20 protein-coding genes are annotated in these 24,458 nt (G+C 72.8%); 3 read left to right on the top strand and 17 right to left on the bottom strand.

All coding sequences use genetic code 11. From position 1 onward, the window contains the following. Window positions 1–6: 6 nt before the first annotated feature. The 4 genes from PSED_RS32265 to PSED_RS32280 form a co-directional block, all read right to left on the bottom strand. Window positions 7–675: a response regulator gene (locus PSED_RS32265; RefSeq protein ID WP_013678407.1), complete on the bottom strand. Its 669-nt coding sequence runs from the start codon at window positions 673–675 to the stop codon at window positions 7–9. 365 nt (window positions 676–1,040) lie between these two features. Continuing rightward, the gene (locus PSED_RS32270; RefSeq protein WP_013678408.1) at window positions 1,041–2,441 is read right to left on the bottom strand and encodes an FAD-binding oxidoreductase; all 1,401 of its coding nucleotides are present in this window, start codon (window positions 2,439–2,441) and stop codon (window positions 1,041–1,043) included. 66 nt (window positions 2,442–2,507) lie between these two features. Continuing rightward, window positions 2,508–5,468 (bottom strand): ATP-binding protein, encoded by a 2,961-nt coding sequence (locus PSED_RS32275; RefSeq protein WP_013678409.1) that lies wholly within the window; start codon window positions 5,466–5,468, stop codon window positions 2,508–2,510. Window positions 5,469–5,633: 165 nt separating this feature from the next. Continuing rightward, window positions 5,634–6,695, bottom strand: a complete 1,062-nt coding sequence (locus PSED_RS32280; RefSeq protein ID WP_041760188.1) for a helix-turn-helix transcriptional regulator — start codon at window positions 6,693–6,695, stop codon at window positions 5,634–5,636. 104 nt (window positions 6,696–6,799) lie between these two features. On the opposite strand from PSED_RS32280, the gene PSED_RS32285 reads away from it, so the two are divergent. The 3 genes from PSED_RS32285 to PSED_RS32295 all read left to right on the top strand — a co-directional run bounded on the left by PSED_RS32285 (window position 6,800) and on the right by PSED_RS32295 (window position 10,275). Then, window positions 6,800–7,603, top strand: coding sequence for a hemerythrin domain-containing protein (locus PSED_RS32285; protein WP_103381164.1), 804 nt, complete (start codon window positions 6,800–6,802; stop codon window positions 7,601–7,603). A 118-nt stretch (window positions 7,604–7,721) separates the two neighbouring features. Then, window positions 7,722–8,750, top strand: coding sequence for an alpha/beta fold hydrolase (locus PSED_RS32290; protein WP_158511352.1), 1,029 nt, complete (start codon window positions 7,722–7,724; stop codon window positions 8,748–8,750). Between the two features lie 385 nt (window positions 8,751–9,135). Continuing rightward, the gene (locus PSED_RS32295; RefSeq protein ID WP_013678413.1) at window positions 9,136–10,275 is read left to right on the top strand and encodes a cobalamin-independent methionine synthase II family protein; all 1,140 of its coding nucleotides are present in this window, start codon (window positions 9,136–9,138) and stop codon (window positions 10,273–10,275) included. Between the two features lie 228 nt (window positions 10,276–10,503). Here the strand turns inward: PSED_RS32295 and acmB are convergent, their stop codons facing one another. From acmB to PSED_RS32360, 13 genes are all read right to left on the bottom strand, one after another. Next, window positions 10,504–11,706, bottom strand: coding sequence for a methyl acetate hydrolase AcmB (gene acmB / locus PSED_RS32300; protein WP_013678414.1), 1,203 nt, complete (start codon window positions 11,704–11,706; stop codon window positions 10,504–10,506). Window positions 11,707–12,008: 302 nt separating this feature from the next. Next, a complete protein-coding gene (locus PSED_RS32305) occupies window positions 12,009–13,025 on the bottom strand; it encodes a hypothetical protein (RefSeq protein ID WP_013678415.1) in 1,017 nt (338 codons plus the stop codon). Window positions 13,026–13,355: 330 nt separating this feature from the next. Continuing rightward, window positions 13,356–14,693, bottom strand: coding sequence for an MFS transporter (locus PSED_RS32310; protein WP_013678416.1), 1,338 nt, complete (start codon window positions 14,691–14,693; stop codon window positions 13,356–13,358). A gap of 72 nt (window positions 14,694–14,765) precedes the next feature. Further along, the gene (locus tag PSED_RS32315) at window positions 14,766–15,959 is read right to left on the bottom strand and encodes a cytochrome P450 (protein WP_013678418.1); all 1,194 of its coding nucleotides are present in this window, start codon (window positions 15,957–15,959) and stop codon (window positions 14,766–14,768) included. A gap of 118 nt (window positions 15,960–16,077) precedes the next feature. Continuing rightward, the gene (locus tag PSED_RS32320; RefSeq protein WP_083845366.1) at window positions 16,078–17,028 is read right to left on the bottom strand and encodes an alpha/beta hydrolase; all 951 of its coding nucleotides are present in this window, start codon (window positions 17,026–17,028) and stop codon (window positions 16,078–16,080) included. Further along, complete coding sequence (locus PSED_RS32325; RefSeq protein WP_013678420.1) at window positions 17,025–18,035, bottom strand: AraC family transcriptional regulator; 1,011 nt, start codon at window positions 18,033–18,035, stop codon at window positions 17,025–17,027. Before PSED_RS32325 ends, PSED_RS32320 begins: the two co-directional genes overlap by 4 nt. Before the next feature lie 51 nt (window positions 18,036–18,086). Next, window positions 18,087–19,748, bottom strand: coding sequence for a (2,3-dihydroxybenzoyl)adenylate synthase (locus PSED_RS32330; RefSeq protein ID WP_013678421.1), 1,662 nt, complete (start codon window positions 19,746–19,748; stop codon window positions 18,087–18,089). Between the two features lie 23 nt (window positions 19,749–19,771). After that, complete coding sequence (locus PSED_RS32335) at window positions 19,772–20,896, bottom strand: FAD-dependent monooxygenase (protein WP_041760189.1); 1,125 nt, start codon at window positions 20,894–20,896, stop codon at window positions 19,772–19,774. Further along, window positions 20,893–21,465 carry a flavodoxin family protein gene (locus PSED_RS32340; RefSeq protein WP_013678423.1) on the bottom strand — a complete coding sequence of 191 codons (573 nt, stop codon included), beginning with the start codon at window positions 21,463–21,465 and terminating at the stop codon, window positions 20,893–20,895. Before PSED_RS32340 ends, PSED_RS32335 begins: the two co-directional genes overlap by 4 nt. A 5-nt stretch (window positions 21,466–21,470) precedes the next feature. After that, complete coding sequence (locus PSED_RS32345) at window positions 21,471–22,733, bottom strand: hypothetical protein (RefSeq protein ID WP_013678424.1); 1,263 nt, start codon at window positions 22,731–22,733, stop codon at window positions 21,471–21,473. Continuing rightward, a complete protein-coding gene (locus tag PSED_RS32350) occupies window positions 22,730–22,987 on the bottom strand; it encodes a hypothetical protein (protein WP_013678425.1) in 258 nt (85 codons plus the stop codon). Before PSED_RS32350 ends, PSED_RS32345 begins: the two co-directional genes overlap by 4 nt. Further along, window positions 22,984–23,580, bottom strand: coding sequence for a VOC family protein (locus PSED_RS32355; RefSeq protein WP_041762998.1), 597 nt, complete (start codon window positions 23,578–23,580; stop codon window positions 22,984–22,986). Before PSED_RS32355 ends, PSED_RS32350 begins: the two co-directional genes overlap by 4 nt. Before the next feature lie 94 nt (window positions 23,581–23,674). Further along, window positions 23,675–24,403, bottom strand: a complete 729-nt coding sequence (locus PSED_RS32360) for a TetR/AcrR family transcriptional regulator (RefSeq protein WP_158511353.1) — start codon at window positions 24,401–24,403, stop codon at window positions 23,675–23,677. Window positions 24,404–24,458: the final 55 nt, after the last annotated feature.

The raw sequence follows: 24,458 nt of genomic DNA on the forward strand, positions 1-24,458 counted from the left end.
CGTCGATCACGAGCGGTTGTTCGCCGCCGCGTCCCGTCGGCGCCGCACTGCGCGCAGCACCAGCCCGACGAGCTCCTGCGGCTGGTTCGTGGAACCCTCAGCCCCGCGGCGCACCGCCTCGTTGAAGTGCTCCGCCGACCGGGAGCCCGCGTAGATCACGACCGGGGTGAGGTCGCCCGCGGACCGGAGGGCGTCGAGGAGGTCGTACCCGGCCTGCTCGTCGTCGGCGCGGACCATGTCGGAGATGATCACGTCGTAGGGCGGGTTGCGCTGCACCCGGGCGAGGGCGTCGGCGGTGGAGGTGCTCAGCTCGACGTCGATACCGACGGCCTCCAGGGCCTCGGCCTCGTAGACGTTGTTCGCCGGCTGGTCGTCGACCCACAGCGCGCGGGCCCGTTGCCCGATCTCCTGCATCGTCCGGGCCGCGACGTCCACCTGGCTGAGCGCCTCGGCCCGCCCGAGCGTCGTCGCCGTGGGCTTCTCCGACGCCTTGGTGAGCGCGGTCGCGGCCTGCTCTCTGCTCGACGCGGACAGTTCGAAGCCGCCCGGCCCCTTGACCGTGACGTTGTCGCTGCCGAGCAGCTTGCTGATCGGCCGCCTGAACAACACCAGCGCGACCAGCACGACCGCGGGCCAGAGGATCGTGCTGATCAGGCTCGTGACGTCGGCGAGCATCCGCCCTCCCGTCCCACGACCGCCGCAAGCTCTGCGGACCGCCGGAACGGTCCCCGTGCGCGTGCGACCTTAGTGCCGTCCCGAACGGTGAACGGCTTCCCTCCCGGTTCCGTCGAATCTCGCACAGCGGACGGTTCGCAACGACCGAGGGAGATGTGGACGAAATCGACATCACCCCGCGAGCACGTCCTTCCCGTTGCCTTGCGGGGCAGTCGATGCAGAACGTCCACTACAGACTCAGCTGGTCGCGGGACGGCAGTGGGCAGCACGGCTGCCGCCCGTTCGGACCGGTGCCCCCCGACGGTGCGGCGCTCTCACCGCGGCGGTCGCGGCGACGCCGCTCCGTGCCCGCCGTCGCGGCCTTCTCACGCGGGTGGGATGTTCGCGTTGCGGTGGAACACGTTGTCCGGGTCGTAGCTCGCCTTGATCGCCGCGAGCCGGGCGAACTTCACCGGCCCGTAGGCGGCTGCGACGCGGTCGGGTTCGAACTCGGTCATGAAGTTGACATAGCTACCGCTGTCCCCGGCGTGCGGGCGCAGCGCGTCCCACGTCGACCGGACCCATTCGCGGTCCGCGGGGAGCAGCCGCGGGTCCGGTGTCGCGGCGTCGATGTTGACGGCGTAGCGCGCCGAGCGCCGCCCGCCGAACGCGGTGTCGTCCTCGGCGACGTCGGCGAACGCGCCCCCGAGCGGGAAGATCGGCATCAGGCTCATCGGAGACACCTTCGCCGGCAGCCGTCCCGCGATGACGTCGATCGCGGCGTCGGAGAGCTCGTCGAGGTAGAGCGCCTTGCCGTAGGCGTGGATGCCCCACGGTGCGGCGTCGTCGAGAATCTGCTGCAGCGCGGTGTAGGGCATGTCGGTACCGACCTCGAACAGCGGGTGAAGCGCGGCGCGGGCCTCGGCGAGCGGTGCGGCCTGCGGCTGTGCATCGGAGAGGCCGGCGATCAGGAGGGCGATCCCGAGCGTGTGATGGCGGGCTTCCGGCACGAACGGCGCGGGCGGTGCGTTGAAGCCGGCGATCAGGGCCCCGCAGTCGCGCGGGAGCGCGTCGGCGACGTCGCGGGCGACGCGCAGCGCGGCGGCACCCCGGTCGATCTCCCAGAACAGCAGACCGAAGTGGACGATCGGCCCCACCGGGTGCAGGGCGAACTCGAACTCGGTGACGACGCCGAAGTTGCCGCCGCCACCGGTGAGGGCCCAGAAGAGGTCGGGATGGGAGTCGGGTGCGGCGCGCACGCAGCGTCCGTCGGCGAGCACGACCTGCGCGGACCGCAGGTTGTCCACGGCCAGGCCGCACCGGCGCGTCAGCCAGCCCATTCCGCCGCCGAGGGTGAGCCCGCCGACGCCGGTGTGGCTGATCGTCCCGCCCGTCACCGCGAGTCCGTGCTGCTGGGTGGCGGCGTCGAGCTCGCCCTGGGTCACGCCGCCGCCGCAGCGGGCACGGCGGGCCGCCGGGTCGACGACGACGTGGCGCAGCAGACTCAGGTCCACCGTCAGCCCACCCTCGGGCAACGGCGCGCCCCCATAGGAGTGGGCGCCGCCGCGCACCCCGATCTCCAGCCCTTCCCGCCGGGCGTGCGCCAGCGCGGCGCCCACGTCGTCGGGCGTCGCGCAGCGGGCGATCACCGCGGGTCGGGCGGCGATGGCGCCGTTCCAGGGTGCCCGGGCCGTGGCGTAGTCGTCGTCGGCCGAGGTGAGCACGCTGCCGGTGAAGCCCGCGCGCAGCGTGTCGAGCGTGCCGGTGCTCGTCGTGGTGTCGGTCATCGTCGGTGCCTCCTCGCTCTGCGTCTGCGCGACAGGATGCGAGGACGGGCGTTCCGCAGCCGTTCCTCAGTCGTCGGCAGGAACGCGGGCCAGTACGTCACGGGCGGCGGGCGCCCACAGCCGGGCCGGCCCGCCCGCGGCCAGCAACCGCTTCGCCTGCGCCGCGGCGCCGGAGTGGTCACCCGCGGCGACGAGCGCCGCGAGCAGGACCCGGCTCGCGATCGCCGCCTGACCGGGTGCGCTCGGCCGCTCGCAGATGGCGCGTTCGGCGGCGCGGATCGCGGCGAGACCGCGCTCGTGCGCGCCGTCGAGCACGGCGACGTAACCGCGGAGCACGGCCATCGTCTGGATGTGCACCCTCTCCCCGCCGTGCGCCTCCAGGCCGACGGTGAACCGGCGCACCGCGTCGTCGTCGCCCATGTCGACGGCGAGCACCATCGCGAACGTGAGAGCGGTCAGATGGCTGAACCGATGCCCGACCACCTCGGCCCACGCCAGCGCCTCGTCGCGGGCGGCGACCGCACCCGCCGGATCGCCGAGGAAGAACAGGGTGTTGGCCAGCCGGCTCTGGCACACGACCTTGGGATCCTGCACGTAGTCGACGAGGTGGATGCGGCGCAGCTCGGGCCGGTAGCAGCGCAGCGCCCGCTCGAAGTGGTCCCGTGCGGTGCCCATCTCGTTCTGCCAGAACGCGGCGATGCCGAGCACGTAGGCGGCCTCGACCGCGAGCACGCCCGCCGGGGCGCCGTCGCCGCGGTCGGCCGCGTCCCAGAGCTGTTGCCCGAACCGGCCGGCCGCGGCGAAGTCACCCCTGGTGAGCGCCTCCAGCGCGAGCGAGCGCAGCGCCGGTGCAGCGGGTTCGACGCCGAGCGCCGCGGACAGCTCCAGGATCCGCTGCTGGGTCGACCGCACGGCCTCGGACACGTAGCCGTGCACGGGCACCAGTGGCCCCAGCAGGGCGGTGCGGAGGTCGAGCTCGACCGCGTCGCGTTCTGCGGAGCGCGGTCGGGTCCCGGCCAGCGCGAGGGCACGCCCGAGCAGGTCGGCGGCGCGGACATCGGCGTGCAGCAGCTGGGCGGCGGCCGCCGCCCGGCGGTACCAGAGGATCGCCCGGTCGACCGCCCCCGCCTGCGCGTGGTGGGCGGCGACCTGCGCGCTCACCGGGTCGGGTGTGGCGCCGTGGGTCCGTTCCAGCGCGTCGGCGATCCGCTCGTGCAGCATCCGGCGCCGGGCCGGGCTGAGCTCCTGGTAGGCGACCTGTCGGATCCGGTCGTGGCTGAAGTCGTAGCTGCCGCCGTCGCCCTGCTCGCGCACGATGCGGTGCCGCCACAGCTCGTCGAGCCCCCGCACGGCGTCCTCCGCGTCGAGCTCGGCGGCCGCGACGAGCACGTCGACGGGGAACTCGCGGCCGATGGCCGCTGCTACTTCGAGCAGGTGGCGGGCGGTGGCGCCGAGTCGCGCGAGCCGACCGGCGATGACCGACTGCACACGGGGGCTGGGTGGCGCACCGGGCGTCCAGCCGCCGCGCAGCGCCTCGACGATGTAGAGCGGGTTGCCCTCGGTCTCGGCATGCAGCCGACGCGCGTCCGCGGCGTCGAGGCCGGCCCCCTGGGTGCGGGCGGCCAGCTCGGCCGTGTGCATCGCGTCGAGCCGGCCGAGGTCGATCTCGGAGAGCCGGTCGCGGTGCGCCAGGCCGACGAGCAGCTCGCGCAGCGGCCCGTCCGGGGCCGTGTCACCGGTCCGCGCGGTGCCCACCACCAGCAGCGGGGCGTCGGCCGCGACGCGCAGCAGGTAGTGCAGCAACCGGCAGGTCTCGCGGTCGGCCTCGGGCAGGTCGTCGACGACGAGGAGGGTCGGCGAACGGGTGGCGACGACCGCGGCGGCGATGGCGTCGTACAGGCGGTGGCGCTGGTCGCCCGGGGGCAACGGCACCGGCGCCGCCAGTCCGGGAACCTCGGCGAGCAGTTCCGGCAACAACCGGGCGAGCTCGGTCAGCCGGGCGGGCTCGAGCCGGGCCAGCCGGGCACGGACGGCCGGCGTCCGCAGCCAGTCGACGACCGCGCCGTAGGCGAGCGTGCCCTCCGCGGCGTGGCATCGGGCGACGGCGACGACCGCGCGCCGCCGCACGCACCACGCGCCCAGCTCCTCGACGAGCCGGCTCTTGCCGATGCCGGCTTCGCCCTGGACCAGCACCAGCCGCGCCGCCCCGGCCGTCGCCTCCTGCCACGCCGCCGCCAGTACCGCCTGCTCCCGGCCGCGCCCGACCAGAGCCGGCCGCGCACCACGGGTTTCGGGCGCACGGGCCGGGACGGCGAGCAGCGCGTCGTACGCGGCGCGTGTCGGCTCCGAGGGCTCGACGCCGAGCTCACGCTCGAGCGTGCTGGCGCACAGGTGGTAGGCGCGTACCGCCCGGGCCCGGTCGCCGGCGGCATCGTGCAGTCGCATCAGCGTCCGGTAGGTCTGCTCGCGCAGCGGGTCCAGCCGCAGCAGCCGCTCGGCGTGCGTGGTCGCCTCGACGACGTCGCCGGCCGCCGTACACAGTTCCACCAGCTCGGCGAGCGCGTCCATCTGGAGCCGGGCCAGCCGGTCACGCTCCGCCACCAGCCACTCGTCGTCCCGTCCCTCGCCGAACTCGCCGCCGTAGAGGGCCACCGCCCCACGCAACGCGTCCCGCCGGGCGGCGTCGTCCTCGGTGGCCAGGAGCTTCTGGTACTCGGCGACGTCGAGCCACAGTTCCGCACCGGGGCGCCAGCGCAGGGTGCGGCCGGTGATCTCGACGAAGTGGTCGAGCTCGGGAACGGTGCTGCGCACGGTGTGCAGGAGATGGCGCAGGTTGGTGCGGGCCTGCGTGCCCGTGGATCCGGGCCACAGCGCGGACGCGACCCGCTCACGCGGGAGCGCCGTCTCGGGGTGCAGGACCAGGTAGGCGAACAGCGCCTCGGCGCGGGCCGATCCCGGCGCGGCACCGGCGGCGCCGAGCCGGATGTCGAAGGGTCCGAGCAGCCGGACCCGCGCTGCCGACGGCACGGCCGGATTCTCCCGGTTCGTACTGGTCCGCACCAGGGCATACGCGACCGCGATCCCGGTGGCGGTGGGCCGGGCCGGTTGCGATCGGTCGGACTCGTCCTGGGAGGGCAGGGCCTGCGCGTCACGAACCTGTTGGATGCGACGTCACCGCAGTCCGGGCACGGGTCACGCTCGCGTGGGTCGGCTGTCGTCGAGGACGAGTCGGGCGATCATCTCGCGCCGACTGGAGACACCGAGCTTGCGGAAGACGGCCTTGAGATGGTCCTGCACGGTGTGCGGCGAAAGGTGCAACGCGCTCGCGATGACCTTGGTCGACGCGCCCTTCAGGACCATGACCGCGACGTCCTGCTCGCGCGCCGTGAGCCCGCGCGCGGCCAGCGTCATCCTGCCGACGGCCGACCGGGGCGCCTCCTCGATGGTGACGACGACGGAGCGCGTCGGCGTCGGCCCTCCGTCGAGAGCGATGGCGCGCAGCGACGACCACCTTCCGGAGCGCCCCAGCACTCGCGTCGTTGCCGGCTGCCCGCTCGTGCGCGCGCGTGCCACGACGGCCAGGACGTTCGACGGCAACGATTCCCCGTCCCAGCCCCCCAGATCCACGATCTGCTCGTCCGCCGCCGCCGTCATGTCGGACACCCGGTCGCGATCATCGACGATGATCACCGCCGCACCCGTCGCGGACCCGGTCGTCGGTGGGGACGCCGCGAAGAGCACACGCTGCAGGCTCAGCGCAAGGAGTTCGTGCACGTCCGACAGCTCGCGGGCCTCGCGGGCGGTGAAGGGCACGTCCCCGGCACCTCGGTAGAGCGCGAGCGCACCCCACGACACCCCGCGCGCGCGACACACGAGTCGCAGCTCGTCGCTGAAGCCGAAGTGTGGTTGCAGGAAATCCCGGAACCGTCGGCAACGCTCGGGCCGGCCATCCGTGTCGACCGAGAGCACACCGACCGGCGCTCGACGCCCGGCGATGTCGGCGAACTGGTTGACGTCGGGACCGCCGTACTCTGCCGCGGCGAACTCCTCGTCCCCGACGGCGAGGGGGCGGGACTTGAAGGCGCGAGCGATCAGGCCGCTGCTCGGATCCATCGTCGCCAGACAGGCGAATGCGAACGGGACGTGCGCGCCGACGGCGGCGAACACGGCCTCTGCGACACCGTCGACGTCGTGACAGCCGGGCAGGACCGCACCGAGCCTGCCGCCCAACGACCGGGGACGCACGCCGCGCATGCCGCCATCGTGGAGGACGACGTGCTCGCGAGGGAACACCCCGGGCACGAAGTCCCCACATACCTGGGATGGGAACCGACGCGTTCCGCCACGACCCTTCCCACATGCCCGACCACGCGGAGCCCGATCCCTCGACACCGGCGAGCACCTGGGTGCACACCCACGGCCGACGGTGCTGGTGGAGCCCGGACCAAGCCGGGTGGTTCTGCGCGGAGTCCGCCGACCGGGCCGCGACGGCCCGCGAGCCCGAGCCACCGCTGACCGACGTCCGCGACATGCTCCTCGTCCACACCGCCCTGCTGCGGGAGTTCCGGCTCGCCGCCCGAGCCGTCGCGCGCGTGCCGGCGCCCGACCGGCGCGGGGCTCGGGCTGTCGGCCGACACCTGCAACTGCTGTGCGACCTGCTCCACCACCATCACCGAGGGGAGGACACCCTGCTCTGGCCCGTCCTGCGGGCCCGTACCCCAACCAGCACGTCGCGGGTCTTCGACGAGGTCGACTCCCAGCACGACGCCGTCGACCAGCTCGTGCAGCGCGTCCGGGACCTCGGACTCGCCTGGGCAGACACTCCCGATACCGACCACGGTGCCGCGCTGACCACGACCCTCACCGATCTCCACACCCTGCTCGCGGTGCACTTCGACCTCGAGGAGCGTGCAGTGCTCCCGCTGGCAGCGGCGAACCTCACCGCGGACGAATGGCACGCCGTCGGAGAAGCGGCCGTCGCCGAACTGCCCAAGGCCACGATGCCGCTGGTCTTCGGCATGTTCGCCTACGAGGGCGACGCCGCGGTCCTGCGTGCCATGCTCGCCTCGGCGCCACCCGTGCCCCGTGCCCTGCTCCCGGTGATCGCGCCGCGGATCTACGCGCGACGTGCTCGTCGAATCCACGGGACGGCGACCCCCTGACCCGGGCGTGGACGACGCAGCCGGCGTGCGGTGACCTGCCTCCTCGCCGACGATGAGCCGACCGAATCATCCCGCACGGATGTGGACAGCGGCCCGCATACGGAACAAACTGCGCCGGGTGAACAGAGCCCGACGGCCCCCCGGGGCCGGCGTGCGCGCCACGGGCAGGCAGCGATGCGCCGTCCGTCGGCGAGCTCGGCAGACGGCCTCGTCCGTCGTCGGTGTCGCGCTGCTGATCGCCGCTGCGTGCTCGCAGCCGTCGGCCGCCGGCACGAGCCCGTCCCCGACCGCCGGTCCCGGCTCGCAGGCACCGACGGCCGGACTGGTCGACATCGGCGGTGGCCGCACGATCTGGCTGGAGTGCCGTGGCACCGGCACGCCGACGGTCCTGCTGGTCTCCGGCGCGGTGGGTGCGCACGACGACTGGACCCACACGTTGAACGACGCCGACCCGGCGGCCGCACCGTCACAGAATGACGCTGCGGTGTTCTCCGAGGTCTCCCGCTTCACCCGGGTATGCGCCTACGACAGGCCCGGGACCACTCGACTCACCGGCGAGCTCTCCCCCTCCACCCCGGTGCCCCAGCCGACCACCGCGCAGGCCGGCGCGTCCGACCTGCGCGCGTTGATGTCCGCCGCCGGTGAGCGTGGACCGTACGTGCTCGTCGGGGCCTCCTGGGGAGGGATGCTCGTCAACCTGTTCGCCCGGGAGAACCACGCCGACGTGGCCGCCCTCGTCCTCGTCGACGGCGCATCGGACTTCCTCGAGGAGACGCTCACCCCCGGCCAGTGGGCTGCCTGGATGCAGGCGGTGGCCACCTCGCCCGTGCCGCCGGGTGGGGAGATACCCGACTACGACGGTGCCGTCGCCGAGATCCGCGCGGCGCCCGCGCTGCCCTCGGTGCCCGCGGTCGTGCTGACCGCCGACCAACCGTGGAACCTGTCGCTGGGCGATCAGCCGCCGACGTGGCCGGCCTGGACCGCGGCCCAGGACCGGCTCGCCGACCAGCTGCACGCCACCCATGTCACCGCCACCGACAGCGGACACCCCATCAACCTGCAGAACCCCCGCGTCGTGGTCGACGCCGTCCGCAGCGTCGTCGACACCGCCCGCGGCACCCCCGGACCGGCGGCCACCACACGCTGATCCGACTGTCCCTGCGCAGCTGCCGCCACAGGTCCTCACCGACCGGATCGGTGTCGGGCGACGACCGAACGACGCTCGACGCTCGACGGCGGGCGCGCGGCACGGCGGCCGACGACGTCATGACCTGACGCCGCCCGATCGAGTGATCTCCTGTTCGTCGAACTGATCATGGATGGGTCCGACACGCGACGCCAGGCCCCTAGGACCGCCCTTCGCCCGCGAGGCCGGCGTCCGTCGACCCGGCCCGCAGGGGTGCCCGCCCCCGACGGCGTGGTTAACCTGGCGACGCCCATGGAGGCGTGGGTCACATCCGCCTTCTCGACCGGGAGACCTCGGGAGCCCACGCCGCCAGTCCTCGATCGACTGACTGCCGGAGGCGCACCTCATGCAACGGAGCACGGACCGCATCCTCACCACCCACACCGGGAGCCTCCCTCGACCGGATGCGCTGGAGAAGGCGTGGCTGGCCAAGCTCGAGGGGAAGGACTTCGATCCCGGCGAGCTCGACGGGCTCGTGCAGGCGGGCGTCCGGGAGATCGTGGAGCGACAGGTTGCCGCGGGCGTCGACATCGTCAGCGACGGTGAGGTCGGCAAGCCGTCGTACTCGACGTACGTCGCCGACCGGTTGGACGGGTTCGGCGGTGAGTCGGGCGTGATGGTCGTCGGCGACATCGCCGAGTACCCGGATGCGGCGGCACCGCTGCTGTCCGACCCCGGGTTCGGCCACATGCAGCGGCCCGCGTGTATCGGCCCGGTCTCCGTGAAGGACCCCGAGGCCATGAACCACGACATCCGGTTGCTGACCGAGTCCGCCGCTGCGGCGGGCACGGACGCCTTCATGACGGCCGTGTCGCCCGCGACGATCTCCATGTTCTTCGAGAACCAGTACTACCCGACGCGTACGGACTACTTCGCGGCGCTGGCGGACGCCATGCGGCCCGAGTACCGGGCCATCGTCGACGCCGGGTTGACACTGCAGATCGACTGCCCGGACCTCGGTTGCGGGCACGTGCTCTACCACGACAAGAGCGAGGACGAGGTGCTCTCGATCATCCCGGAGCACGTCGAGGCGCTCAACCATGCGCTCGAGGGCATCCCGGCCGCGAAGGTCCGCATGCATGTCTGCTGGGGCAACTACCAGGGCCCGCACCACCGCGACATCGATCTGCGCAAGATCGTCGACCAGGTGCTGAAAGTGAACGTCAGCGGCATCCTGATCGAGGGCGCCAACCCGCGGCACGACCACGAGTGGAAGATCTGGCAGGACGTCGACCTGCCCGACGACAAGGTGCTCGTGCCCGGCGTCGTCGACACCACGAACAACTACATCGAGCACCCCGAACTGATCGCGCAGCGTCTCGAGCGGTACGCGTCGGTCGTCGGGCGCGAACGGGTGCTCGCCGGCAGCGACTGCGGCTTCGCGACCCTCGTCGGCATGCGGGCGACGGCGCCGACGATCGCGTGGAAGAAGCTCGAGGCGATGGCCGAGGGTGCGCGGATCGCCTCGGCGCGACTCTGGCCGTAGGAGCGGGGACGGCGGCTCGGGAGCTCTGCGGGGGCTCCCGACCGTGAGGTCGGGGACGGCTGCGCGCCGAGCTACCAGGTAGGTCGGCGGGACCACAGCGCAGCCAGGCCCGTCGCCCGGGGCAGCAGCGTCGCGGCCGACGGACCGGCCTCCCGAGGGACCGGTGTCGACCGACGCCGCGGTGGTGCCGCCGGGCCCGACCCGGCGGCACCACCCGCGGACGACCCGTCAGTCGTTGGCGATGGCCTTGTAGACCGCGGTCTCGAAGTCCATGTAGCCGCCGAACGAGACGGGATCACCGAACGGGAGGATCTGCGTCGCCCAGTAGCCGCCGATCCCGTTGGCACGGTCGATCCAGTAGAACAGGTTCGCCAGACCGGCCCAGCCGATCGCACCGGCGGGCCGGCCGGTCGGTGCCACCTCCTCGTTGACCTGGAACGTGTACGACCACGTCTTGCGCTGGCCGGGGAAGAACTCGGCGTCGTTGGACAGCCACTCGATCACCCCGGGCAGGACCTTCACCTGCAGGTTGTCGGGCAGGTGGTTCTGCACGCCGAGCTCGACGGTCTCCGGCCTGAGCACCTGCTCACCGGAGTCCGCGCGCCCGTCGTTGAGCCACATGCGGATGAACCTCAGGTAGTCCGACACGGTCCCGAACAGCCCGTGCCCGCCGAAGTGCACCTCGGGGTCGGGGGGCAGCGCGAAGTCGCTCGGGGTGAGCGAGCCGTCGGCCTCGCGCTGGTGGGTGCGGGCTGCCCGGGCGAGCTGCTGCTCGGACGCCTCGAACGTCATGTCGGTGATGCCGAGCGGGGCGAAGATTCGCTCCTGGCACACCTCTCCGAGCTGCTTGCCGGTGATGCCCTCGACCACCTGGCCGACCCAGTCGATGTTGCTGCCGTACTCCCACTTGTCGCCCGGGTCGAACAGCAGCGGCGTGCGCAGGGCGCGCTGCGAGGCGGTGGCCACGCTGGGCTGGTCGTGCTCGTCGGCGAGCCGCTTGTAGGTCTCGTTGAAGAAGTCGTAGCCGAAGCCTGCGGTGTGGGTCAGCAGGTGGTGGGTGGTGACGTCGCGGGCCGGCGGGCGCAGGATCGGCTTGCCCGAGTCGTCGAAACCCTCGATGACCTGGAGCTCCCCGATCGCCGGGGCGTACTGCTTGGCAGGGGCGTTCAGGTCGAGGTCGCCCGACTCCACGAGCTGCAGTGCAGCTGTGCCGGCCACGGCCTTGGTGGTGGACCACAGCGAGAAGATCGTGTCGGTGGTCATGGCGGTGTCGCCGGAGAGGTCCCGGACACCCGACGCGCCCAGGTACACCTCGCCGTCGCGGTCGGTGACACCGGCGACGACGCCGGGCACCCGTCCCTGGCCGGACGGCGGACCGTCCGAAACCTTCTGGACGACGGCGTCGGCGGCCGACCGGATTGCCTCACTCATGAGCCGTTCCTTCCTGATCGGACGGTCACGGCCCGGTCGGTGCCGGCAACGGACGATGCTGCCGGCGAAGGAACCAGAGGTACGTCGTACCGGCGCCGGCGAGTCGTGACCTTGATGAGCACAGCACCCCCGAATGCCTGCGACGACAGGTGTGCGCGACGCGCCCACCAGGGCCACGGTCCTCGCGAGGTGCGACCTGCGTGTCTCGCGATCATGCTACGACCGGCACATCGCGTGTGGGCTGCCCCACACGCTATTTCACCGAACGGAGCAGTCCGGCGGGAGAGGGGCACGACGGCGGGTCACAGCCACCGCGCGCCGGCCAGCGCCGCCTGCTCCCACCAGTCGAGCTCCGCCGCGTCGCCGACGGCCTTCTCCCAGCCGAACAGCGCCGCCGTGGCGACGAGGCTCAACCCGAGCTGCCGGTCCCACCACCCGGTCGTGTCGACACCGTGCCGTTCGAGCCGGTCGCGGTACCGGGCGATCGTGGCCTCCTTGCCCTCCGGAAGGCGGGCCCGGTTGAGGGCGAGGTACCACGTCAGGTCCCAGGTCGGCGGCGCCTCACCGGGGAAGGCCCAGTCGATCAGCACGGTCCGCCCGTCGGGACGACGGCCCACGTTGCCGAGTTTCCAGTCGCCCGCGACGAACGTCATGGGGGTCGTGCGCAGCGCCTGCGCCAGCGCGGCCGGGTCGCGGTGGACCGCCGTGACGAGATCGTGCAACCGCGGCGCCCGCTCGGGGAGCAGGGCCCAGCCCTGGTGGGCCACTGCGATCGGTCCCGGCACCTCCGGCGCGTCCAGCTCGGGGGCGATGGTCTCGGGGGCGAAGAACATCCAGCGTCGGGAGAGGTCCTGCAGCCCGAGCGTGTCGTGCCAGCCCATGAAGTGGGCATGGCCGGCGGCCATGTGGTCGATCCAGCCGGCGTGGTGCGCGGCCGGGACCAGGTCGTCACCGGGCGGCACCAGGTCGGCGGCGCGGTCGAGCATGAGGATCGACAGCCGGGCCACCGGGCCCGCATCCGACGGGACGTCCTCCAGCGCCATGCCCACGACGGTGTGGTCGATGACCCTGGGCATCTCCGCGTAGAGGCCGGCCTTCCAGGCCGTGAACTCCCAGTGCGAGTCGTTGCCGGCCACCCGCATGAGCCAGTCGTCGGTGGCGGAGACGACCTTGAGGAAGTGCGGGACACCGTCGACGCGCAGCCGCTCGAAGCACGCGCCCGACTTCGCGTCGGAGGGGCGGACCACGACCCGGTCGTCGGCGCCGGCAAGGAGCTCGTCGAGTGTCCCGGCGATGCGGGGGGCGATGTCAGTGGACATGGTCTGCCTCCGTCCCGGTGAGCAGGGTCGCAGACCAGCGGTCGGCGCAGAAGTGGCCAATGGCGGTGCGATTCGATTCGGTCGGGACCCGGCGCGTGCCCGACACCGGCGCGCTCTGGCGATGGACGCGCACCGGCGCGTTGGACGTCGACGTCGAGGGCCGGCTCCGCACGCAGCACGCGCGTCCGCGCTCCTGACCTCCTGTCGGATGCGCCGACCGGTCGGGCGTCGGCGCGGCGGCGATCGTCCACCCCGCCGGGCCCGACCGCACCGCGGACGGGCAGGCGCACACGCCCGGACGGATCGTCCGCCCGGGCGTGTCGGTACGCGTTACGCGTTGGCCGCAGGTGTGGCCGGAGAGGTCGTCGAGACGGCGTCGTCGGCGGCCGGGCGGTACGGGCTGCGGAGGGCGAGCGCGGCGGCCAGGCTGACGAGCGCAGCGACCGCGACGTATCCCGCCACAGCGGTGAGCCCCCCGGTCGAGCTCGCGAGCAGGGTGGCGACGATGGGCGCGCAGGCACCGCCCAGCACCCCGCCGATGCCGTACGCGACGGAGGCACCGCTGTACCGGACCTCGGCCGGGAAGGCTTCTGCGAGGTACGCGCCGTACGGGCCCGTCATCAGGGCGATGGTCAGCGCCGCGACGGTCGACCCGACGAAGAGACCGACCGTCGAGCCCGACTCCACCAGCGCGAAGTAGGGGAAGGCCCACAGGCCCATGGCCACGATCCCGGCGACGAGGACCGGCCTGCGGCCGTACCGCCCGGCCAGCACCGCCGCGAGCGGGAGCGCGACGGTCCAGAGCAGCGCCGCGACCATCGTGACCGTCAGCATCGTCGAGGCGCTGTGCAGCTTCGCCTGTGCGGCGTAGCCGAGCACGAACGCGAGCAGCAGGTTGCCCAGCACCGATGCCGCGATGGTCACCCCGGAGGCGGGGATCCAGATCCGCGGGGCCCGGAACACGTCCGCGATCGGGGCGCGCCGCACGGTGTGCGCCGAGCGCAGCCGCTCGAACTCGGGGCTCTCGTCGAGCTTCAGCCGGATCACCAGGCCGACCACGACGAGCACCGCGCTGGCGAGGAACGGGAGACGCCAGCCCCAGGACACGAACCCGCCGTCGCCGACGGCGAGGCGCACCACCAGGAACACCATGCTGGAGAGCACCACGCCGAGCGGCAGGCCGACCTGGGGCAGCGAGCTGAACAGGGTCCGCTGCGCGGGGGTCCTGGCGTGTTCCAGCGCGAGCAGGGTCGCGCCGCCCCACTCCCCGCCGACCGCGAGCCCCTGCGCGAGCCGCACCAGCACGAGCAGGATGGGCGCGGCGACGCCGATGGTCGCGTAGGTCGGGAGCAGTCCGACGAGCGCCGTCCCGATCCCCATCACGAGCAGGGACAGCACCAGCATCTTCTTGCGGCCGACCCGGTCACCGAAGTGGCCGATCAGCGCGCCGCCGATGGGGCGGGCGACGAAGCCGATGGCGAAGGTCGACAGCGCGGCCAGCGTGCTCGCCAGGCTCGACGTGCTCGGGAAGAACTGCGGGGCGAAGACGAGCGTCGCCGCCAGTGCGTAGATGAAGAAGTCGTACCACTCGATGGTGGTGCCGATCAGCCCGGCGATCGCGACCCGCCAGGGACGCCCGGTCCCCGTCGGGGAGGTGGTGTCAGACATCGTCGTCCTCTCGGGGGTGGGTGTCGGAATTCGGGTACGAGCCGGGGGCCGGGACAGCGACGACGACCCCGATCACGCCCGCCATCCCGGGTTCTCCGCGGTGAAGGCGACGGGCAGCGCGTAGTGCGTCATCAGCGATCCGCCGACCAGGCCGCTCTCGACGGGCTCCCCGTCGAGCCGCAGGTCCGGGAGCCGGTCGAGGAGCCTGCCCATCGCGATCCGCAGCTCCGCGCGAGCGAGGTGCTGTCCCTGGCACACGTGCACGCCGGTCCCGAAGGCCAGGTGCCGGTTGCGCGTGCGACCGCGGTCGAAGGTGTCGGGATCACCGAACTCGCGGGGGTCGCGGTTGGCGGCCGCCAGATCGAGCAGTACCCGCCCGCCTTGCGGCAGTTCGTACCCACCGACCTGCACGGGGCACCGCACGGTGCGGGCGAACAACTGCAGCGGCGTGGTCAGCCGCAGGCTCTCCTCGATCACCGCCGGAAGTGCGCTGCGGTCGGCGACCAGTTCGTCCCGCAGTCCGGGCACGGTGAGGACGTGCCGGATCAACCCACCCAGCGCCGACCCGGTGGAGTGGTGGCCGCCGAGGATGTAGGCCACCAGGAGCCCGGTCGCGCCCGCCTCGTCAATCTCCTTTCCTTCGACGACGCCGTTCGCCAGCTGAGTCAGCATGTCGTCGCCCGGGTGCCGGCGACGGTCTGCCAACCATCCCTGGGTGGTGTCGTGGAACTCGGCGTACCGAACGGGGAACTCGGCGGTCCCCATCGCGGCGTACAGCGCGGCGGCGATGGCACGGGCCCGCACGGCCTCCGACTGTTCGAGTCCGATCATCCGGCCGATCACGATGGCGGGCAGGGGTTCGGCGAGCTGGTCGACGAGGTCGGCCTTCCCCGATCCGGCGAAGCCGTCGATCAGCAGGTCCACGACCTCGGTGATCACCGGTTCGAACGCCCGCACCGCCCGCGGCGTGAGCGGGCCGTCGAGGACCCGGCGCCATTCGGCGTGCTCGGGCCCGTCGAACTCCAGAGCGGGGACCGGCGGGAGCAGCGAGTTGGACGGGATCTTCACGCCGTCGGCCGAGGAGAACGACGCCGCGTCGCGCAGCGCCGCCCGGACGTTCTCGTAGCGGGTCAGGTAGTCGAAGCCGCCGTGACGGTCGCTGTGCACCACCGGACAACGCTCACGCATCTCGGCGTGGGCCCGGCGGACCTCGGCGGCGGGCAGGGTGCCGTCGAGGTGGTCGAAGGCAGCGGGTGCGGTGGTCATGGCGACTCCTTCGTCTTCGCTGACGGACCCGCCCAGCGTCGTCCGGGGGACGCGAGTGGTCTATCCGGTCGGTGCGGCGATGTCCGCAGGACGCGACCCGTCGACGGCTGCACGTCGTTCACCGGCGCGCGGCGCATTCGGCGGCGAAGGCGAGCTGCCCGAGGTGGAACGCCCTCGAGAGCCGGTGGTGGTCGAGGTTGTGGCCGGCGCCGCCCTGGATCCGGGCGTGCACCCACGGGGCCGAGGTGAAGGCCCCGGCGAACGCGGCCAGCCGCTCCTCGTCGACGATCCACAGCCCGTCGTGTTCGGCGAGCGTGTACTGGACGGGGACGACCACGTCGGCCGCCGGCCGCACGTACGTCGAGGGCCATCCGTCGACGATCTCCAGCATCTCCGCGAGCGGCAGCGGCGCGACACCCGCCCTGGCCGCGTCCACGGCCTCCTCGTCCACCGTGCCCGCCGGCCCGTAGAGCAGCGCCCGCCGCTGCGGAGCCGGGAGCTCCACCGGCCCCGCATCGGGCGGCACGCCGTGCCAGGCGTCGACCACGTGGGCCGGCGACCGGTCCCCGACACCGTGCAACGAGATCCCCAGCAGCGGCCACTCCGGCCTGCGGGCCGCCAGGTGGACCGCGATCGCCGAGCCGATCGAGTGCGAGACCACGACGACACCCGGCCGGGCGCCGCCGCGCTCGCTCCACAGCGCACCGATCGCCTCGTCCAGGACCTCCGCGGAGCGCGCGAACGTGAGCTCGCCCGCCGGCAGCGCGTCGCTCCCGCCGTACCCCGGCCGGTCGAGCGCGACCACCTCGAAACCCGCTGCCACGCCCACGTCGAGCAGCGAGTGTCCCGGGACGTCGAAATAGCCGGAGTGGTAGCCGCCGCCGTGCAGGGCCACCACGAGCGGCGAGCCCTCGGCGCCCGGTCCGGTGCCCCGACCCGTGATCCGGCCCGCGGCCGTGCGCAGCTGCACCGTCGTACGTGCCGTCGTCGTACGTGCCGTCGTCGTACGTTCCGTCGTCGTACGTGCCGGCGTCGTGGATGCCGGCGTCGTGAATGCCATGGTCGTCATCCCCTCGTCGTGCGGGGCCGCCCGTCCCGCGCGACACGACGGGCGCCGTGCAGCGTGACGGACGGCGTGATGCCGTAGCGGGCGCGGTAGTCCTGCGCGAACCGGCCCAGGTGAACGAACCCGCAGGCCAGCGCGACGTCCGCGACCGTCGTCTCGCCCGGGGGACCGGTCAGCATCCGGTGGGCGCGCACGAGCCGCTGCTCGCGCTGGAAGCCGGTGAGCGAGGTCCCGAACCGCGACCGGAAGCCCTCCTGCAGCGTGCGCAGCGAGACCCCCGCCCTCGCGGCCAGGTCCTCCGGTCGCAGGGGCGGGATCGGGTCCGCCGCGACGATCTCCGCCACGACACCCGCGGCCCGGTGGCCGCGCGTCCCCCCGCCCCGGGTCAGCGCCGTGGCGTGGTCGTGCGACTGGGCCAGCAGCAGGGTGGTGACCAGCATGCGCTCCAGCTCGGCGCCGGCGCCCGGCGGCAGGACGCCGCTGTCGAAGCGGTCCACCGTCGATGCGGCCAGCCGGAGCACCGCGGGCCACGGCGAGTCTCCCGGCACACCCAGGTCGAACGTGAGCCCGCGCGCGGGCGCGGTCCCGATCCGGGAGTACGCCTGGTCGACGACGATCCGCGGGAGCTTGGCCGCGACCTGTGCGGTCCGGGGGGCGAACCGCAGGCGCAGCCGTTCCCCGGGGGAGATCACGCAGGCCCGACCGGCGGCGACCCGGTGCTCCCCGAGGTCGGTCGCGACGTCCATCCCACCGCCCAGCACCAGCAGAACGGTGTAGTAGTCCATCGGGACGCGGCCCGTGACCTCCGCCTCGCCCGCGTACACCGCGGAGAGCAGCGTCGACGCGCCGATCGCGACCGCGTACACGCGGGACCCGAACTCCGTCGGACGGGACGCTCGCAGTCGGTGGGCCGACATCACCCGGCCCGCCACCTCCTCGGCCTCGTCCAGGGCGGTGGTCTGCAGTCGGGCGTGCCTGCGCAGGGGCAGGTGCGGCGACATCGTCGTCATGGCGGTCCTCCGTCGACCCTCACGAAGATCGTCGAGCCGGGCGGGTACCTGCTACGTGCGGGCCTGCGGGGCCAGGTCCTCGGCGAGCCGCCGGAGCCGGATTCGGTCGATCTTGCCGACCTGGCTGACCCGCGGCATCTCGGCCAGCACCTCGATGCGCTCGGGCCACTTGTACTTCGCGACCCCGAGCCTCTCGAAGTGGGCGCGGACGGCGTCGAGATCGATCTCCGCGCCCTTCCTCGTGACGACGAAGGCACAGGCGCGCTCGCCGAGCCGCTCGTCGGGCATCGCGACCAGTGCCGCCTCGGAGATCGCGGGGTGCGAGCCGAGCAACAGCTCGATCTCCTCGGTGTTGATCTTCTCACCGCCGCGGCTGATCATGTTCTTGATCCGGCCCTCGACGGTGTAGCAACGCACGCCCGCGATGGTCCGCTCCGCCATCAGGTCCCCGGTGCGGTAGAACCCGTCGGCGGTGAAGGCCCGACGGTTGTGCTCGGCCGAGTCGTAGTACCCGAGCAGGGTGTACGGGCCGCGGGTGCAGAGCTCGCCCACCTCGCCGGGCACCACCTCGTCCTCGGTCCCGGGCTCGTACAGGCGGACCTCGTCGCCGCTCGAGATCGGGACACCGACGCTGTCGGCCCGCGCGTCGAGCGGGTGGTCGAGCGGCGTGGTGAGGCACAGGCCCTCGCTCATCCCGAAGATCTGGCCGGCCCAGACACCGCGTGCGTCCAGCGCGTCGACGTGGGTGCGGGGGACCTTCTTGCCGCTGAAGAGGACCCGCCGCAGGGCGCCGCCCGCCGTGAGCCCGTCGTCGAGGGCGACGTCGTAGGCGAACGGGCCGAGCAGCAGATCCGTGGCCCGGGTGCGGACCACGAGATCGACCGTGGTCCGCGCGTCGGGCACGCCGAGGACGAGCGTCGCGCCGACGCTGTGCGGGCCCTGCAGCCCGATGATCACGCCGGCGTTGTGCACGATCGGCATCATGAAGGCCATGCGGTCGCCCGGGCCCCAGCCCATCGCCCGGGCGAGGCTCGCGCCGTAGTGCCAGTAGGGAGCCTGCAGGCACGGGATCACCTTGGGCACGCCGGTCGTGCCGCCGGACAGCTGGAACGCCGCGAGGGACTGCATTCCCAGCCCCGCCTGCACCCCCTCGACGAACGCGCGGGCCTCGGCGGGATCGATGTCGTCCCCGAGGTGGTCCAGCTCGATCGCGCGCGGGTCGGACGCGGCGCCGTCGGACACCAGGACCGTCCGCTCCACGCCCGCCGCCTGCTCGAACGCGAAGGCGACCAGGTCGAAACGCGGGTCCGCGGCGGCGACCAGGTGCGCGACGGGTGCCGTCTGACGGGCGATCTCGGAGATCTCGTGGCCGCGGTGCAGCGGCAGCGTGCAGACCGGCACCAGTCCGGCCTTCAGCAGCGCGTACCAGGCGACCACCGTGTGGACGGTGTTGTGCACCTGCAGCAGCACGGCGCCGCCGGGTACGAGCCCCAGCCTGTTCAGCCCCGCGGCCCGCTGGTCGCTGGCCCGGTCCAGCTCGGCGAAGGTCAGGCTGTCGGCACCGCAGACCACGGCGTCGGTCGTCGGGTGCTCGAGCGCGATCGAGTGCAGGTGCTCCGCGATCGTCGGCGGCTGCCAGAAGCCCTCGCGGACGTAGCGGTCCTCGACCTCGGGCGGGTAGCGGACGATCCTGGCGTCGGAAGCGAGCGTCATCGCACGTCTCTCTCGTGAGGCGGTCAGCGTAGGTCGCGCTCGTAGCCGAGCACCACGTCGCGGTTCCGGCGGCGGAAGTCGCGGTAGGAGACCCGGCCGGTGCGCATCAGGTACTCCAGCGCGAACTTCGTCGGGTGGGTGATGGTGCGGCCGGGCAGGCCCTCGTACCAGTCGATGCTCCTCTTGGCCGCGGCCTGGAAGGCGTCCGCGACGGGTTTGCGGGCGCGCTCGAACTCCTTGAGGCCCACCTCGACGTCCCAGCCGGAGCCCGCCAGCGCCTGAGTGAGATACACCGCGTCGCGCATCGCGAACCGGGTGCCCGATCCGATCGACGGGTGCACGGTGTGCAGCGCGTCCCCGATGAGCACGAGGTTGTGGTGGGTCCAGTGGCCGCAGCTGAGGAACGTCGTCCGGAACCACGGCGAGTGGTTGCTCCGCAGCGGGGCGCCGTCGAGCGAGTCCGCGAACAGCTGCTCGCACAGCGCCCGCGACTCCTCCTCCGTCATGTCGCCGAAGCCGAGCCGGTCGAAGGTCTCCTGGCCGACCTCGACGGTGAAGTTGCTGAGGTCGGGTGAGAACTGCGAGGCGTGGCTCATGAGCAGGCCGTGGTCGCTGTTCCGCAGGATGATCGACGGCGGGTAGGCCCTGGGCGTGCCGTACCAGGCCAGCCAGTTCGAACCGAGCTCCTCGGTCGGCGCGAAGTGCTCGGCGAACCGTGTCCGGGTCCGACTGTTCACCCCGTCGGCGCCGACCACGAGGTCCCAGTCGCCGAGGTCCGCCTCGGTGACGGCCGCCTCGGACTCGTGCTCGACGGTCACGCCGGCCTCGCAGGCGATCCGCTCGAGCGCGGCGAGCAGGGCCCAGCGGGCGTTGAGGTAGCTGCGCCCGACGTGCACCGGGACGTCGGTCCCGTCGAGGCTGAGCACCATCTGCTCGTGGCTCATGCCTGCGGTCAGGGCATCGACGACGTCCGGCGCGGCGGGCCGCAGCGCCTCGGCGGCGCTCTCGCTGAAGGCCACGCCCCAGCCGTAGGTCACGCCGGGCGGGTTCTGCTCGCGGACGTGGACCGTCGCCGTGGGGACCTCCCGCTTCGCGAGGAGCGAGAAGAACAGACCGGCGGGCCCGCCGCCCACCACCAGGATCCTCACAGTCCGGTTCCCTTCCACAGCGCCACCTGCCGCGCGACGCGCTCGCCGAGCGACGCGGCGGTGCGCAGGTCGCTGTCCTTCATCCCTTCCAGGCCCTGGTCCGAGTTGGACTGGGCCATCGCGCCCGCGTAGGCGCCCAACCGGTTGAGCTCGGCGTCCGAGCCGGTGCTGCGGCCGTTGCCGTCCGGCAGACCCAGCCCGACCCAGACCATCCCGTGCTGCATCGCGAAGAGCCACAGCTGCGTCAGGGTGTTGAGCTTGTCCCCCGAGTGCCCGCTGGAGTTGGTGAACCCGGCGGCGAGCTTGCCCTTCCAACTCTGGTCGAGCCAGATCTTGGAGCTCGCCTCCATGAACGTCTTGAACACGGCGGAGCCGCTGCCCATATAGGTGGGGGTGCCGAGGACGAGCGCGTCGCACCCGTCGAGCTGTCGGGGATCGGCGGCCACCTCCTCGGCGAAGTACAGGGCGACCTCGGTCCCGGGGACCGCGGCGGCGCCCTCCCCGACCGCCCGGGCCTGGGCGGCGGTGTGGCCGTAGCCGCTGTCGTAGACGACTCCGATGGAGCCCACGTGGGTCACCTCGTTCCGTGTGGTGGTGCGGTGCCGAAGCGCTCCGCGAGCCAGTGGTCGACGTGCACGGCGGCGGCGGCGTAACCGGTCGGCTCTCCGTCGGCCACGGGCTGGCCGAAGTGCTGTCCGCGTACGACGTGGTGGGTGAGGTCGGCGGCGCCGAGGGCGGCGACCATCCGGGCGCCGGCGGCCGGTCGGGCCGCCTGGTCGCCGCTGAACTCGACGTACAGCGTCGGAACGGTCACACCCGGGGCGCAGCGCACGAAGTCCGCGCGGGTGTGGTTCGCCGACCACGTCGAGAGCCAGGAGTCGGGGGTGGTGATCCTGCCGAACCCGACGAGCCCGTAGTTGATCAGGTCCGGCCGGCGCCCGAACAGCGATCCGTAGTGCCGGTCGTTGGGGTCGATCGTCGGGTCCACGTAGGCGGGATCGGCGTCGGTCCGGTAGGTGGTGATGATCCGCGGGGCCAGCGCCGCCCGCCGATCCTCCGGGTCGCGGCTGCGGCTGTGCCGGGCCCGCGCCTGCGTCGCCTCCTCCGCCGCGGCGACGGCCCGCGCGTCGATCCGGGCGATCCGCTCGGCCTGCGCGGCGCGGTACGTGGCGACGAAGTCCGCCGGGTAGCGGCTCGGTTCCGGGGGCGGCGCGAAGCCGTTGCGGGCGGAGTACATGTCGAGCGCGGGATCCACCGACATCGGGTCCGCCTCGTCGACGACGGACGGGTCGATGCAGTGGCGCAGCACCTGGCCCTGCCCGGGGTGGGGAGCGAGGAAGATCGCGCCGTCCGGCACGGGCATCCGTGTGCCCGGTAGCGGGACCGGCCGGCCGGCGGGCGTGACGTCGATGCGCCGTTCGGGCTCCAGCGCGGCCTGCTCGATGTAGAAGGCGGCGAGCGGACCGCCGCCCGAGTGCCCGAACACGAGCACCGAGGTGAAGCCGAGATCGCACAGCCGCGCGTGGCCGGCGGCGGCGTCGAGCAGGGCCTGCTCGTGCACCAGCGCGATGTCGTTGTTCGGCGATCGGGTGCCCTGGGTCCAGACCGACACGCCCGCCCGCAGGAACAGCGGGACCATCGGATGGTGGGTCAGCGACTGCCGCGGGTGCATGACGGTGACGACCGTCGTGGCGCCGGCGAGCGCGTGCAGGACCCCCTCGACCGTGGCGCCGTCCGCGGTGGTGAGCCGATGGACGGAGACCGTGACGCCGGGCGGCGGCGGCGCGGTGTCAACATCGCGCCCGGCGCCGAGACGGTCGACGGCGATCGGGCTCACGGCGCCTCGTCGATCGGTTCGACGACGAGCTCGACCTTGTCCCACCGCGCCACGCGACCACCCGCGACGGCGGCGACAGAGCTGTACCAGACCGCGTTCCGACACCCGGTCGCACCGCGTTCGATCCGGATCCCCCCGGCCGCCTCCACCTCGAGGTACGGCCCGCGGCGGTGGACGGTCGTGTCCGGTTCCTTGCTCGCGACCTCGGCCAGCGGCCGGAAGTCCGCGACGTCGAGCACGTAGAGGACCGTCATGCGAACGTCACCTGCTCGGCCTCGCCCATGTAGCGCTCGGCGATCAGCGTCGCCTTGCGCGCGAAGAACTTCTCCAGCGTCGGCTCGTCCTCGCCCGCCACGTCCATGAGGGCGTCCACGCTGACGTCGGCGTCGATGTCGTCCTCGATCGTGATCGCCCGCAACGGGCGGGTGATCTCCATGAGGTAGCCGTTGGGGTCGGTCACGTAGATCGACTCGACCGTCTCGTGCCGGACCTGCAGCTCGCACGGCCAGTCGCTCGCGTCGAGCCGGCGCCGGTACTCCAGCAGGTGCTCCTCGGAGTCCACGTGGATCGCCAGGTGCCGGGCGCGGTGGATCAGCTCCGGGATCGCCGCGTCCCGGTAGGGCGCGACGCCGAAGTAGTAGAAGAACGCGAGCCGGTCACCGTTGCCGATGTCGAAGAAGAAGTGGATGAAGTCCGGGTGGTCGCCCGGGCCCCACCCCAGCGCGCAGGTCGCGTGCACGACGGGGAACCCCAGCACGTCCCGGTAGAAGGTGATCGTGGCGCGCGGGTCGAAGGTGGGGAACGCGGCGTGGTCGACCCCGCGGACCACGTGCGCCTGTTCCGAGATGGACACCGGATTGCTCCTCCCGCGTCGAACGATGCGGGCACGAGCGTAGGACGAGGGTGGCAGACACGTCAAGAAACTGACGGACCAGTATCGGTCAGCTCTCCTCGCGAAGGAGCCGGGCCAGGTAGTCGAGGTCCTGCTGCAGCAGGGCGACCGCGCCGAGCGGCGTGGGCGCGGTGGGGCGTCGCTCGTCGACCTGCGCGACCATGGCGAGGGCGTTGGCCGCGATCTGCTCGGCCACCGGCTCGGCGGGATGTGCGGGGGCCGGGTGGAACCACCAGGCCACCCAGTTGCACATGCCGATGATCGACAACGCCGTGATCCGGCTGTCGAGCGGCCGGAACACCCCCGCCGTGACGCCCTCGTCCAGCACCGTCGTGACCTCGCGCAGCACAGCCCGGCGCGAGTCGAGGTGCCGCTCGGCGATCTCGGCGGGCAACGACTGCTCGCTTCGGTCGAGCGTCCTGAACTGCGCCGGCTGCTCCGCTCGCTGCATGACGAGCGTGTGGACGAGCGTGCGCAGCTTCTCGGCGGGTTCCAGGTCCACCCGCTCCCGCACCGCGCGGAGGGTGAGGGCGGCCTCCTGGCTCGTCGCCTCGACCATCGCGACGAGCAGCTCCTCCTTGCTGCGCACGTAGTTGTAGAGGTTCGGCCTGCTCAGACCCACCGCGTCCGCGACGTCCTGCAGCGTCGTGCCCTCGTAGCCGCGCTCGGCGAAGAGCTGCATCGCCTTCTCGAGGATCTCGCTCATCATGAGCTTGCGCCGCGGCGCCTGCTTCCGGGGACCCCGGCCGTTGCCACCCCGCTCGACGTCCTCCGTCACCCGGCCACCGTAGACGCCGTCCACTCCGGAGACCGGCGGCTCCTCCACGTCGACC

The organism is Pseudonocardia benzenivorans CB1190, assembly GCF_000196675.2.
Lineage (GTDB): Bacteria > Actinomycetota > Actinomycetes > Mycobacteriales > Pseudonocardiaceae > Pseudonocardia > Pseudonocardia benzenivorans.

Coding starts and splice junctions, on each gene's coding strand:
- PSED_RS32270 (WP_013678408.1), bottom strand. CDS start 2,441: ATGACCGACACCACGACGAGCACCGGCACGCTCGACACGCTGCGCGCG.
- PSED_RS32285 (WP_103381164.1), top strand. CDS start 6,800: ATGCCCGACCACGCGGAGCCCGATCCCTCGACACCGGCGAGCACCTGG.
- acmB (WP_013678414.1), bottom strand. CDS start 11,706: ATGAGTGAGGCAATCCGGTCGGCCGCCGACGCCGTCGTCCAGAAGGTT.
- PSED_RS32310 (WP_013678416.1), bottom strand. CDS start 14,693: ATGTCTGACACCACCTCCCCGACGGGGACCGGGCGTCCCTGGCGGGTC.
- PSED_RS32350 (WP_013678425.1), bottom strand. CDS start 22,987: ATGACGGTCCTCTACGTGCTCGACGTCGCGGACTTCCGGCCGCTGGCC.
- PSED_RS32295 (WP_013678413.1), top strand. CDS start 9,136: ATGCAACGGAGCACGGACCGCATCCTCACCACCCACACCGGGAGCCTC.
- PSED_RS32305 (WP_013678415.1), bottom strand. CDS start 13,025: ATGTCCACTGACATCGCCCCCCGCATCGCCGGGACACTCGACGAGCTC.
- PSED_RS32325 (WP_013678420.1), bottom strand. CDS start 18,035: ATGACGACGATGTCGCCGCACCTGCCCCTGCGCAGGCACGCCCGACTG.
- PSED_RS32320 (WP_083845366.1), bottom strand. CDS start 17,028: ATGACGACCATGGCATTCACGACGCCGGCATCCACGACGCCGGCACGT.
- PSED_RS32280 (WP_041760188.1), bottom strand. CDS start 6,695: ATGCGCGGCGTGCGTCCCCGGTCGTTGGGCGGCAGGCTCGGTGCGGTC.
- PSED_RS32265 (WP_013678407.1), bottom strand. CDS start 675: ATGCTCGCCGACGTCACGAGCCTGATCAGCACGATCCTCTGGCCCGCG.
- PSED_RS32315 (WP_013678418.1), bottom strand. CDS start 15,959: ATGACCACCGCACCCGCTGCCTTCGACCACCTCGACGGCACCCTGCCC.
- PSED_RS32330 (WP_013678421.1), bottom strand. CDS start 19,748: ATGACGCTCGCTTCCGACGCCAGGATCGTCCGCTACCCGCCCGAGGTC.